Genomic DNA, 11972 nt, shown 5'->3' with positions numbered 1-11972 from the left:
CCCATCAGTTGCCCGGGCGGGCGCCGCCGCCACCGCCGGTGAAGCCGCCTCCGCCGCCGGGGAAGTTGCCACCGCCGGGGAACTGGTTGGTGGTGCCGGTCGTGGAGTTCGTCGTGGTCGTGGTGATCACGACCTGTTCACCGGCGGTGAGGCCGGACCTGATCTCCACGAACGAGCCGCCGGTGATGCCGACCTCGACGGTCCGGGTCTCCACCTGGCCGTTGACCTGCACCTCGACCGTGCGCTGGCCGCCGGCCGTGCGGAGGGCCGCGGTCGGGATGCGCACCGCGTTCTGCGCCTCGGCGATCGTCACGACCGCGGTGGTGCTCTGTCCGAGCCGCACCCCCTCCGGCAGCGTGTCCAGCCCGATGACCACCGCGTAGGAGTTGACGTTGTTGGTGGTCGTGGCGGTCGGCGAGATCGCGCTGACCTTGCCGGTCGCGCGGGTGCCGCTCAGCGCGCTCCAGCTGATCTCCGCGGTCTGCCCGGCCTTGAGCTTCGTCGCGTCGGCCTCGGCGAAGCCGGCGTTGATCTGCAGCTTCGTGAGGTCGGCGAGCTGGATGAAGCCGGAGGAGGACGTCGAGGTGGTGCCGCCGGTGGTGGCGCCGCCGCCACCCGACGAAGAGCCCGACGAGGAGGAGGTCGAGCCGACCGCGCCGTTGACCGCGGTGACCGTGCCCGCGATCGGGGCGGTCAGGACCGTGCCGTTGACCGTCGTCTGCGCCGAGGTGACACTGGCCTGCGCGGTGGCGACCTGCGCCTCGGCGGACGCGATCGTGGCGTCGTCGGCGTTGTTGTTCTCCGCCCGCGTGAGCGCCGCCTTCGCCGCGGTCAGGTTGGCCTTCGCCGTGTTCAGCGACGCGTTCGCGGCCGTCGGGTCGACCTTGGCGAGGACCTGACCCTTGGTGACCACGTCGCCGACCTTCACGTCGACCTCGGTGACGGTGCCCGAGGCGGCGAAGTTGGCGCTGGCGGTCGCGGAGCTGGCCACTGATCCGGACGCCGACACCGTCTGCGACACCGTGCCCTGCGTCGCCGCGACGACCCGGGTCCGGGTGTTGGTCTGCGAGGCCTGAGCCTCGGCCGGACCGGAGACGATCTGGTAGGCCCAGAACCCACCGCCGACCGCGGCGACCGCGAGCGCGGCGTTGATCAGGCCCACGGAGTTGAGCCGTGGCAGAGACGGCAGCGACAAACGCATGAAGGGAATCGTGGAGGGTGCCGCTCGGAGCGACCCTCAGCTTCCCTCGGAGTTACCTCGGAATCTACTTTCCTCGGCTTCGTCGGAAAAGTCCTCGCTGAAGTCGGGTTCGTCCGTCGCCGGGAGCAGCACGCGGAAGCGCGCGCCCTCGCCGGGTGCCGTCCACAGCTCGACCCGACCGCCGTGCGCCTGCACGATCGCCGCCACGATGGCCAGGCCGAGCCCGGCACCGCCGTGCCTGCGCGAGCGGGAGCCTTCCGCGCGGTACAGGCGCTCGAACACGCGGACGGCATCGTCCTGCTTCATGCCGGGTCCCGTGTCGCTGACCTCGATCGCGGCGAGCGGCACCCCGTCCGGCGGCGCGCCGATGGTGGCGGTCGGCGGTGGCCCGCCGGGGGTGGCCCGCCCGACCCGCACGACCACCCGGGTGTCCTCCGGCGTGTGCTGCAACGCGTTGCTGACCAGGTTGGCGACGACCTGCCGGATGCGCGCCTCGTCGCCCTCCACCGTCACCGGCTCGAACGTCACCGACCGGTCGTCGAGCGCCGAGAGCTGCACGAAGCGCGTCGGCACCCGCACGTGCGCGTCCCTGACGGAGTCGGCGGCGACGGCGAGCAGGTCGACGGGGTGCAGTTGCAGCGCTCGCTCCTCGTCCATCCGGGCCAGCGTCAGCAGGTCGTTGACGAGCAGCCGCATCCTGCTCACCTCGGCCTCGATGCACTCCATCGCCTCGTCGAGCGCCGGTCCGGGCGGGGCGCCGCCGCGGCGGTACAACTCGGCGAAACCCTGCACCGAGGTCAGTGGCGTCCTCAGCTCGTGCGCGGCGTCGGCGAGGAACTGGCGCAGCCTGCGCTCCGAGTCGGCGCTGTCGTCGACGGCCTCCTCGATCCGGGTCAGCATCGTGTTCAGCGCGATGCCGAGCCGCCCTGACTCGGTGTGCGGGTCGGCGTCCACGATCCGGCTCGACAGGTTGCCGTCCGCGATCTCGACCGCGGTCTCCTCCATGCGGGTCAGCGGGCTCAGGCCGACCCGGACCAGGGTCGCGGTCGCCAGCCCGACGAAGCCCAGCAGGATCAGGCTGACCAGCAGCGAGTACTGCAGCATCCGGTCCCGGGTGTCCTGGACGTCGACCAGGGCGACCGCGTTGGCGCCGTAGCCGCCGTTGCCCTGGAAGTTGGCGGGGAACACGATGACCCGCCAGTCCTCGCCGGCGGGCGTGGTGACGGTGAAGGGCGTCGGCTGCGCGGCCCGCTGCTTCAGGTCCCCGAACAGCGCGGGATCCAGGACGACCGGCTCGGGGTTCTGCAGCTTGCCGGTGCTGTCGAAGCGGTAGATCTGATACAGCGGGCCGGGGAAGAACTCACCGCGCTCCCGCGGATAGCCGTCGCGGCGCACGCCCGCGCTCGGGCTCACGCTGGGGTTGACCGAAGGGGTCGCGAACGGGTTGGGGTTCGCGGTGCGGTTCGGGTTGACGAAGCCCGGCGGCCGGGCCGAGTGCTCCAGCTGGTCGTCGATGCGTTGCATCAGGTACCAGTTGAGCAGTCCGACGCCGATCGCGTTCGCGGCGATGAGCGCGACCCCGGCCAGGGCCACCACGGAGACGACGATCCTGGTCCGGACCGCCCACTGCCGCCAGGGCCTCATTTCTGTGGCAGGCGCAGCGCGTAGCCGACCCCGCGGACCGTGTGGATCAGCGGCGGGTCCCACTTGTCGACCTTGCGGCGCAGGTAGTAGACGTACGACTCGACGATGCGCCCGTCGCCGCCGAAGTCGTAGTTCCAGACGCGGTCGAGGATCTGCGCCTTGCTGACCACCCGGCCCGCGTTCGTCAGCAGGTACCGCAGCAGGTTGAACTCGGTCGGGGACAGGTCGACCCGGTGGCCGCCGCGGCGCACCTCGTGGGCGTCCTCGTCCATCTCCAGGTCCGCGTAGCGCAGCACCCCGCCGTCGACGAGCTGCTGCTGCTCGCCCAGGCTGCGCCGCAGGATCGCCCGGATCCGCAGCACGACCTCCTCCAGGCTGAACGGCTTCGCCACGTAGTCGTCGGCGCCGACCGTCAGGCCCGAGATCCGGTCCTCCACCGAGTCGCGGGCGGTCAGGAACAGCACCGGCACGGGCCGGTTGCCGCCGCGCAGCCGCCGCGCCACCTCGAAGCCGTCCAGGTCCGGCATCATCACGTCGAGCACGACCAGGTCGGGGGCGAAGTCGGCGGCGGCCGTGAGGGCCTCCCGCCCGCCCGTGGCGACCTTGACGTCGAAGCCCGTGAGCCGCAGCGTCGCCGACAGCAGGGCGCGGATGCTCGCCTCGTCGTCCACGACGAGGACCTTCGGCAGCGGCTGGCCGCTCGGCAGTTGTGCGGTCATCGGCTCCATCGTCACTGGCCCGCTGTCAGGATTTCGTCGCCTTCGGCAAGCCCGCTCTTGATCTCGGTGTTGACGTCGCCGCGCAGACCCGTCTCGACGGCGCGCGCCTCGTCCCGCCCGTTGACCCTCACCACGACTTTGCCGTCGTGCACAGCGGTGGAGGGCACCGACAGCACGCCGTCCGCGGATGCGGTGACCACTGCGACAGTAGCGCTCTGGCCGTACAGCAGCGTGTCCGGCACCTTGTCGAAGGAGATCAGCGCCGCGTAGCGCACCAGCCGGTTGGACACGGTGCCCGCCGGGTCGATCTGGATGACCTTGCCTTGGTACTTGGCGCTCGCGTTGTCCGGCAGCGTGATCCGCGCGACCTGGTCGAGCTTCAGGTGCGCCACCTCCGCCTCGGTGAACTGCGCCTTGACGACGACGTCGCCGGTGCCGGCGAGCGTGATGACACTCGAACCGGCGTTGGAGCCGACCGTGCCGTTCACCGCGAGGATCTTCCCGGCCACCGGAGCGGTGATCACCGTTCCGGCGAGTTTGGCGTTGGCCTGGGTCAGGGTCAGCTTGGCGTTGTTCAGCCGCTGCTGCGCGGACAGGAGGTTGTCGGAAGCGTTCTGCACGGCGTTGCCGCTGTTGGCGCCTTGCTGCTGCTGCCCACCACCCCCGGGTGCCCGGCTCGCCGACGCGGATGCCGACGGGGTACTGGTCGCGCTCGCCTGCGCGGTCTGGGCGCGGTCGAGGGCGTCCGCGGCGCTGTCGACGCTCTCCTGCGCGGCGTCCACCGACTCCTGCGCCGAGGTCGCGTCGATGCGGGCCAGGACCACGCCGGCGGCGACCTCGTCGCCGGGCTTCACGGTGAGCTCGGTCAGCGTGCCGCTGCTGGAGAACCCGAGCGTGCGGCTCTGCTGCGCCTGCACCGTCCCCGAGGCCGAGATCGTCGTGGTGACCGACCCGCGGGTCACCTTGGACGTGCTCACCTTCGCCGGCGCGGCCTTCTCGCCGCCGGTCAACATGACACCCACGACAACCGCGACCGCGAGCACGGCGGCCCCTCCGGCCAGCCACCAGACCTTCATGCCTGCAAGTGGACCGGTCCCGGCTCCCCGTCAGCTCGACCGGACCTCAAAGTTCCCTGGGAAGGCGTTATTACCGAATTTTGAGGTTCAGCCCACGCGCCGTCGAGGTTGGGGCCGTTCCATGGCGCGAGTGATGAACAAGCGGATCGGCGGCGTCGCGCTCGCGTTCGCCGTGGTGGCGGTCTTCGCCACGGCGTGCGGGTCGTCGGACCCCGCGGCGCCCGCAGCGGTCGCCTCGGGCGGCACCGACTATGCGTCGTGCCTGCGCAACAACGGCGTCAACCTGCCGCAGATGAACGGCTCGGGTCGCCCGACCGCCCGGCCGGACGGCAACGCTTCCGGTCGCCCGACGGCGTTCCCTTCAGGGCAGCCGCGGCCGTCCGGCAGCGGTGGCTTCCGTGGGGGTGGCGGTGGCTTCTTCGGCACCGCGGCGCCCGAGGGCGTCGACCAGCAGACCTGGGAGAAGGCGCAGAAGGCGTGCGAGTCGCTGCGCCCGACCGCGTTCCCCAGCGGCGGGTTCGGCGGCAACGGTAACGGCGGGGGTGGCGGCCGCGACGCCGCGTACCGCAACTGCCTGACCGAGCACGGCGTCACTGTCAGCGGCCCGGTCGACCAGCTCGACACCGCCGACGCGAAGGTCGCCGCCGCCGTGACCGCCTGCGCGCCGCTCAAGCCCAGCCCTCGCCCGTCCACGTCGTAACACCGGACAGGGTGTGCGCCGGTCTTGCGGTCGTGGTGGTGGCAAAAGGGACACTGTGGGAGCGTCCCGGCACTACGCCCGCAAGATCGGCGCTGAATCGGGTCGGCGACGCGTGTCGCTGAGCGCGAACCCTCGTTGCCTTCGGTATGGAGACGCTGGACACCTTCTCGTGCACCTTCCTGCCGGCCACGGCACTGGCGAGCCTGTCCGCCGCAACCATCCGCCGCCACGTGCAGGTGCTGCGTGGCTGCGCCGGCGACCGCGATTCGGTCGCCGTCGTCGCCCGCTGCACGTCCCGCGCCACCCGCCGCGGCGTGCTGATGCTGACCCGCAACCGGCTCGTGATCACCACCGAGTCGCCGCTGCTGCGCCGGGTCTCGCTGCACCTCAACGCCGACCTGCACCAGCTCGCCGACGTCACCTGGACGCCGGAGCCCGACCGCACCGGCATCCAGCTCGGCGTGACCGCCATCGACGGCGTCCGCGAGAACGTGTGGGTCCGGCTGCCGGACAAGGTCGAGATGTGGCGCCTCGACGAAGCCCTCAAGCAGGCCTTCCGCACTCCGTTCGGCGTGATCGCGGCGGCTTCGACCCAGCGGGTCCCCGCCCTGGCCCGAGCGGTCCTGCGCTTCGCCTAGCACCGAGGTCGGTCCACCCCATGCGGGCGCTGGCGTGCCGCAGGGGTGGACCGATCGATGTTCTTGTATCCGTCTGATCGCAGATCCAAACATCACCCGAACACCGCGGGGGCCGTGACGGCGGCAGAATGGGGCGGTGGATCAGGGCAAAGGGCTGGTGCTGGTCGTCGAGGACGAGCGGCCGATCGCCGATCTGCTGCGCATGTATCTGGCGCGCGACGGCTTCGGGGTGCACGTCGAGCACGACGGCACCGCCGGGCTGGCCGCGGCGCGGAAGCTGCGGCCGGTCGCGTGTGTGCTCGACATCGCGCTGCCCGGCCTCGACGGCACCGAGATCTGCCGGCGGCTGCGGGAGGCCGGCGACTGGACGCCGGTGCTGTTCCTGACCGCACGGGACGACGAGGTCGACCGGATCCTGGGCCTGGAGCTCGGCGGCGACGACTACGTGACCAAGCCCTTCAGCCCGCGGGAGCTGGTGTCGCGGGTCAAGGCGGTGCTGCGCCGCACGCAGGGGCCGCCGGACGTCGAGCAGGTCCGCACCGTCGGGCCGGTGACGCTCGACCCGGCCCGGCGGGAATGCCGGGTGGACGGCGAGCTCGTGGTGCTGACGTCGACGGAGTTCGCGCTGCTGGCGCACCTGATGAACCGGCCCGGCCGGGTGTTCACCAGGGAGGAGCTGCTCGGCTCGGTGTGGGGATACGCCGCGCACTCGGGGACGCGGACGGTGGACGTGCACGTGGCACAGGTGCGCGGCAAGCTCGGCGACGCGGCGAACGTGCTCAGGACGGTGCGGGGTGTCGGGTACACCGCGGGTGCTTAGGTCCATCGTCGGGCGCAGCGCGCTGGTGACCTGCGCGGTCGCCGTCATCTCGGTGCTGGTCACCGCGCTCGTCGGGGCGCCGCTGGCCATCCAGGAGGCGAACACGTCGGCGCGGACCCGGCTCGCCGACGAGGCGACGCTGACCGCGGAGCTGCTGCGACCGCGGTTCAACACCGCCAAGAGCGCCGACGAGCAGGTGATCGTGAAGCGGCTGCGGGCGCGCGGGATCGAGGTCTACCTGATCCGGGCGGGCCAGCCGGATCGGGCGGGCCTCCCCGACGGGGTGGTCAGGACGGTCGGGGCCGGACGCCAGGTGCCGGTCCGCCGGGCGATGGTCGACAAGAAGGTCCAGCTGGTGGTGGGCCGGCCGATCGGCAACGCCGGCAACGGGGTCGTGCTGACCGAGGAGCCGCCGTCGAGGACACTGGCCCGCCTGTGGGGGCAGTTGTGGATCGCCCTGCTGGCCGGGTTGGCGGCCGGACTGCTCGCCGGGGTGCTGCTGGCACGAAAGATCGCGCGTCCCATCCGTACCGTGGCAGCGGCCGCGAACAGGCTCAGCGCCGGAGACCGGTCCGTCACCCTCGACGCCCGCGGCCCGACGGAGGTCGCGGACCTGGCGCACGCGGTCAACGCGCTGACGGCGGCCCTGACCACGAGCGAGGGGCGGGAGCGGGAGTTCCTGCTGTCGGTGTCGCACGAGCTGCGGACCCCGCTGACGACGATCCGTGGCTACGCGGAGGCGCTCGCGGACGGCGTGGTCGGTCCCGACGGCGCTCAGCGGGCCGGGCAGACGGTGCTCGACGAGGCGGAGCGGCTGGACCGGCTGATCGCCGACCTGCTGGTGCTGGCCCGCCTGCAGGCCGCGGACCTGCCGATCGAGGTGGTCGACGTGGACCTGACCCAGCTGGTGGCGACGACGGCCGAGGCGTGGGGCGGACGGCTCGCGGCGGCCGGACTGCCGCTGCGCACGGAGCTGCCACCGATGCCGGTGCCGGCGCGCACCGATCCGGGCCGGATCCGGCAGATCGTCGACGGGCTGCTGGAGAACGCGCTGCGGGTCGTGCCGTCGGGGGCGCCGGTCGTGCTGGCGCTGGTGTGGCGGGCCGGCGCCGCCTCGATCGAGATCCGGGACGGCGGGCCGGGATTCACCGACGACGACCTGGCGGTGGCGTTCGAGCGTGGGGCGCTGTCGCGGCGGTACCAGGGCGAAAGGAAGGTCGGCAGCGGGCTGGGACTGGCGCTCGCGGCGCGGATGTCACGGCGGCTCGGCGGCGGCATCGAGGCCGGCCACGCCCCCGAGGGCGGGGCACGCTTCACGGTGACGATCCCGTTGTGACGCACGGTTTGGGCCTGGGCGATCGGAGGTAGTGCACCCGTCGGCCCAGTTCGAGGAGGTTCCCCCCCGATGCGACGCTCACGGGTAGGCCTGCTGGTCAGCGCGGTGATCCTGGTGGTCTTGGGCTCCCTGCCAGGGATCGCCCTGGCGGATCCGACGCCGTCGGGTCAGACCAGCCAGCACGACATGCTCTCGAGCGTGCTGCACGGTGAAGGCACCGTGCAGACGAAGAAGGGCCCGGTCAGGGTCGCCATGCAGAAGGGCACGGCGACCGCGGCCACGAGCAGGTCGCTGACGGTCCGGTCGGCGGACGGCTACACGAAGACGTGGGCCCTGGACAAGAACGTCAAGGTGCTCGACAAGCGCAAGGGTCCGCAGCCCGAGGCGTTGCAGGCGGGCAGCGACGTGGTGGTCGGCGGCCCGATCACGACGAGCGGCGGCACGGCGAAGCCCAGCACGATCTACACGGCGCAGATCGTGCTGGTGCAGTCTTCGCCCAGCGCCCCGGCCGGGTCGCCGTCTTAGACCCGCAACTCCGCGATACAGCACTTCACGCTGCCGCCGCCCTTCTTGAGTTCGGTCAGTTCCACCGGGACCGGCACGTAGCCGGCCTGGCGGAGCTTCGCCGCGAGGGCGGTGGCTTCGCTGTTGAGGACCACGCTGCGGCCGTCGGAGACGAGGTTGAGCCCGAAGGACAGCGCGTCCTCCTCGTCGGCGACGACCGCGTCCGGGAAGAGCTGCGCGAGCACCCGCTGCGACGCGGTGGAGAACGCGCCCGGGTAGTAGACGATCGTGCGGTCGTCCAGCGACGCCAGCGCCACGTCCAGGTGGTAGAAGCGCGGGTCGACCAGGCGCAGCGAGATCACCGGCCGGCCGAGCGTCTCCTGCGCCTCCGAGTGCGCGGCCGCTTCGGTCCGGAAGCCGTGCCCGGCAAGGATCACGCCGCCGCCGAGAGCGTCGGGCAGGTAGGCGAAGTCACCCTCGCCCTCGTTGGTCTCCACGGGCGCGACGAACTTCCAGCCGTGGTTGTCGTAGAACCGCCGGTGCGCGGCCGCCTCGGCGATGCGCTGCGGGTATTTGAACCGCGCGCCGTAGACGACGCCGTCGACGCTGAACGCGCCGTTGGCCGCGTAGACCATGTCCGGCAGGCCGATCTCCGGTGGGAGCACGTGCACCTGGTGGCCGAGCCGGACGAGGGTCTCGCGCAGGCCCTCCCACTGCTTCAGGGCGAGCTCGGTGTCGACCGGCGTGGACACGTCCATCCACGGGTTGATCGCGTATTCCACCACGAAGTGCTCGGGTGGCGACATCAGGTAGGTGCGCTCTCGCGGCAGCCGCTCGACGTGGGTCACGAGATCAAACGGTAGATTTGCGGGGTTGTACAAAACAGCTAAAAAACTTGCTTTCGAGGAGGGAATCGTTGCGCCTCGACCCGATCGACCAGCAGATCATTGCGTTGCTCCAGGAGGACGCCCGCTCATCGTATGCAGACATCGGATCCCAGGTGGCGCTGTCCGCGCCGGCCGTCAAGCGACGTGTCGACCGCCTTCGATCGACGGGAGTGATCCGGGGCTATACGGCGCTCGTCGACCCCGACGCGCTGGGCTGGACGACGGAGGCGTTCGTCGAGCTGTTCTGCACCGGGCGCACCTCGCCGCAGCAGTTGCGGGACGCCGCGAAGCGGCACTCGGCGGTCGTCGGCGCGTACACGATCTCCGGTGAGGCCGACGCGCTCGTGCACCTGCGGGCGGTCGACATGGCGGGCCTCGAGGAGGCGCTCGAGCGGCTGCGTGCCGAGCCCTTCGTGACGTCGACCCGCAGCATGATCGTGCTGTCCAGGCTGGTCGAGCGGCTCGCGCCGAAAGTCGTCACCGGGTCGAAAGTCGTCACCGGGCCGGGAACCGGATCGACACCCGCCACGTCCTAGCACGCATGAGACGCTCGCTCGCCGCGTTGAGTGCCCTTTGCCTGGTTGTCGCCGGGTGTACCTCCACCGCGCCGGAACCGGCTTCGCCCGCAGGCTCGACGGTGCCCGGGCCGGCGCCGGCGTTCAAGCTGGTCGCCTTCGACTCGTGCGAAGAGCTGCTGCGGTCGCTGCGGGGCGCCGCGGCGGACGCGGTCGGGCCGTGGGGCTTCGCCGCCATGGGCGGCATGTGGCGCGGCGGCGGGGTCGCGGACAGTCGCGCGGCGATGCAGGGCGACACCAACATGCTCAGCAAGGGCGCGGCGCCGGTGGCCGGGCAGGAGTATTCGGGCACCAACAACCATGAGGCCGGGGTCGAGGAGCCCGATCTCGTGAAGACCGACGGCAAGCGGATCGTGACCCTCGCGCACGGGTCCCTGAAGGTCGTCGACGTGGCGACCCGCGCCGTTTCGGGGTCGCTCGCACTCGGCACCGTCGACGACGCCAGCGGCAAGAGCGCTGTCAACGTCACCGAGCTGCTGCTGGCCGGCGACCGCGCGCTCGTGCTCGGCTACGACTACAAGTCGGACCTCGACGGGGTGCCGGGCGTCGCGGGCGCGCAGATGACGCTCGTCGACCTCGCTGGTGCGCCGAAGGTGGTCGGCCGCTTCACGATCGAGGGCGGCCTGCTCGACGCCCGGCAGGTCGGCGGCACCGCCCGGGTCGTCGTGGCGTCCCGTCCGCAGGTGGCGTTCCCCGACGTGTCGAAGTTCGACAGCGACGAGGCGCGGATCGCGGCGAACCGGTCGGCGGTCAACGCCGCGCCCGTCGACGCGTGGCTGCCGCGGTGGACCGCGACGGATGCCGCCGGCAAGCGCACCGAGGGCCGCGTCGACTGTGGCGCGGTGAGCCGGCCCGCCACCTATTCGGCGACGGCGATGCTGACGGTGCTGACCTTCGACCTGACCGGGGCGGCGCTCGGCGGTGGCGACCCGGTGTCGGTCGTGGCCGACGGCGACACGGTGTATGCCAACGGGCCCAGCCTGTACATCGCCAACGACCAGCGCTGGCGGGTCATGTCATTCAGAAGGACCGCGTCTCCTCCCGCTCCTGTGACGCAGGTCTTCAGGTTCGACATCAGCGGCGCGGGAAAACCGCGGTTCGTGGCGTCGGGTGAGGTGCCGGGCTGGCTGCTCAACCAGTATTCGATGTCCGAGTGGGACGGTCATCTGCGCATCGCGACCACCAACTCGCTGGACAACACGACATCGTCGGCGGTCTACGTGCTGCGGCTGAACGGTGGCCGGCTGACGCAGGTCGGGAAGGTCGACGGCCTCGGCAAGGGTGAGCGGATCTACTCGGTGCGCTTCATCGGCACGGCCGGCTACGTGGTCACGTTCCGGCAGACCGACCCGCTCTACACGCTCGACCTGCGCGATCCTTCGGCACCGAAGGTCGTCGGGGAGCTGAAGATTCCGGGGTACTCCGCATATCTCCATCCGGCCGGCGACGGGCGGCTGCTGGGTCTGGGGCAGGACGCCAGCGCGCAGGGCCGGGTGCAGGGCCTGCAGGTGTCGCTGTTCGACGTGCGGGACCCGGCGCATCCTTCGCGGGTGGCCCAGCACCAGCGGAAGGGCGGCGGCTCGGAGGCCGAATACGATCCGCACGCGTTCCTGTTCTGGCAGCCGCTGGGGCTGCTCGCGGTGCCGGTCTGGAACGATCGGCAGCCGAGCGTGCTGGTACTGAAGGTGAGCGAGACGGCGATCACCGAGGCGGGTGCGATCACCCACCCCGGTCGCTACACGATGATCCGTCGTTCACTGATCGTCGGTGGCACCCTGTGGACGCTGTCTGAGCAGGGCCTGAAGGCGACCGACGCGGCGACCCTGGCCGAACAGGCCTGGATCACGCTATAAACCGATTTTTCGGTTCTGC

At 71.4% G+C, this 11972-nt stretch carries 12 protein-coding genes; 7 read left to right on the top strand and 5 right to left on the bottom strand.

Annotated elements, in window-relative coordinates:
- Positions 1-4: 4 nt before the first annotated feature.
- Genes ABZS58_RS25465 through ABZS58_RS25450 form a run of 4 tightly spaced genes read right to left on the bottom strand, consistent with a single transcriptional unit; the run spans position 5 to position 4640 of the window.
- Positions 5-1201, bottom strand: a complete 1197-nt coding sequence (locus ABZS58_RS25465; RefSeq protein ID WP_354785501.1) for an efflux RND transporter periplasmic adaptor subunit — start codon at positions 1199-1201, stop codon at positions 5-7.
- A gap of 36 nt (positions 1202-1237) precedes the next feature.
- Positions 1238-2845: a HAMP domain-containing sensor histidine kinase gene (locus ABZS58_RS25460; RefSeq protein ID WP_354785499.1), complete on the bottom strand. Its 1608-nt coding sequence runs from the start codon at positions 2843-2845 to the stop codon at positions 1238-1240.
- The gene (locus tag ABZS58_RS25455; protein WP_354785497.1) at positions 2842-3564 is read right to left on the bottom strand and encodes a response regulator transcription factor; all 723 of its coding nucleotides are present in this window, start codon (positions 3562-3564) and stop codon (positions 2842-2844) included. Before ABZS58_RS25455 ends, ABZS58_RS25460 begins: the two co-directional genes overlap by 4 nt.
- Before the next feature lie 11 nt (positions 3565-3575).
- Positions 3576-4640 carry an HlyD family efflux transporter periplasmic adaptor subunit gene (locus ABZS58_RS25450; protein WP_354785495.1) on the bottom strand — a complete coding sequence of 355 codons (1065 nt, stop codon included), beginning with the start codon at positions 4638-4640 and terminating at the stop codon, positions 3576-3578.
- Positions 4641-4761: 121 nt separating this feature from the next.
- Here ABZS58_RS25450 and ABZS58_RS25445 point away from each other — a divergent pair, with 121 nt between their 5' ends.
- The 5 genes from ABZS58_RS25445 to ABZS58_RS25425 all read left to right on the top strand — a co-directional run bounded on the left by ABZS58_RS25445 (position 4762) and on the right by ABZS58_RS25425 (position 8659).
- Positions 4762-5340, top strand: coding sequence for a hypothetical protein (locus ABZS58_RS25445; RefSeq protein WP_354785493.1), 579 nt, complete (start codon positions 4762-4764; stop codon positions 5338-5340).
- Positions 5341-5486: 146 nt separating this feature from the next.
- Complete coding sequence (locus tag ABZS58_RS25440; protein ID WP_354785491.1) at positions 5487-5978, top strand: hypothetical protein; 492 nt, start codon at positions 5487-5489, stop codon at positions 5976-5978.
- A gap of 136 nt (positions 5979-6114) precedes the next feature.
- Entirely contained in the window at positions 6115-6798 is a 684-nt protein-coding gene (locus tag ABZS58_RS25435) for a response regulator transcription factor (RefSeq protein WP_354785489.1), read from the top strand.
- Positions 6791-8134 (top strand): HAMP domain-containing sensor histidine kinase, encoded by a 1344-nt coding sequence (locus ABZS58_RS25430; protein WP_354785487.1) that lies wholly within the window; start codon positions 6791-6793, stop codon positions 8132-8134. The genes ABZS58_RS25435 and ABZS58_RS25430 overlap by 8 nt, the downstream gene beginning before the upstream one ends.
- Before the next feature lie 69 nt (positions 8135-8203).
- On the top strand, positions 8204-8659 hold the full coding sequence (locus tag ABZS58_RS25425; protein WP_354785485.1) for a hypothetical protein: 456 nt from the start codon (positions 8204-8206) through the stop codon (positions 8657-8659).
- Here ABZS58_RS25425 and ddaH read toward each other — a convergent pair.
- Positions 8656-9486, bottom strand: a complete 831-nt coding sequence (ddaH, locus tag ABZS58_RS25420; RefSeq protein WP_354785483.1) for a dimethylargininase — start codon at positions 9484-9486, stop codon at positions 8656-8658. The genes ABZS58_RS25425 and ddaH overlap by 4 nt on opposite strands.
- Before the next feature lie 68 nt (positions 9487-9554).
- Here ddaH and ABZS58_RS25415 point away from each other — a divergent pair, with 68 nt between their 5' ends.
- The gene (locus ABZS58_RS25415) at positions 9555-10061 is read left to right on the top strand and encodes an Lrp/AsnC family transcriptional regulator (RefSeq protein ID WP_354785481.1); all 507 of its coding nucleotides are present in this window, start codon (positions 9555-9557) and stop codon (positions 10059-10061) included.
- Positions 10062-10066: 5 nt separating this feature from the next.
- A complete protein-coding gene (locus tag ABZS58_RS25410; protein ID WP_354785479.1) occupies positions 10067-11953 on the top strand; it encodes a beta-propeller domain-containing protein in 1887 nt (628 codons plus the stop codon).
- Positions 11954-11972: the final 19 nt, after the last annotated feature.

The organism is Dactylosporangium sp. NPDC005555 (assembly GCF_040605635.1).
GTDB lineage: Bacteria > Actinomycetota > Actinomycetes > Mycobacteriales > Micromonosporaceae > Dactylosporangium.
Note: the sequence above shows the minus strand (reverse complement) of the source record. Positions and strands in the feature narration are given on the sequence as shown.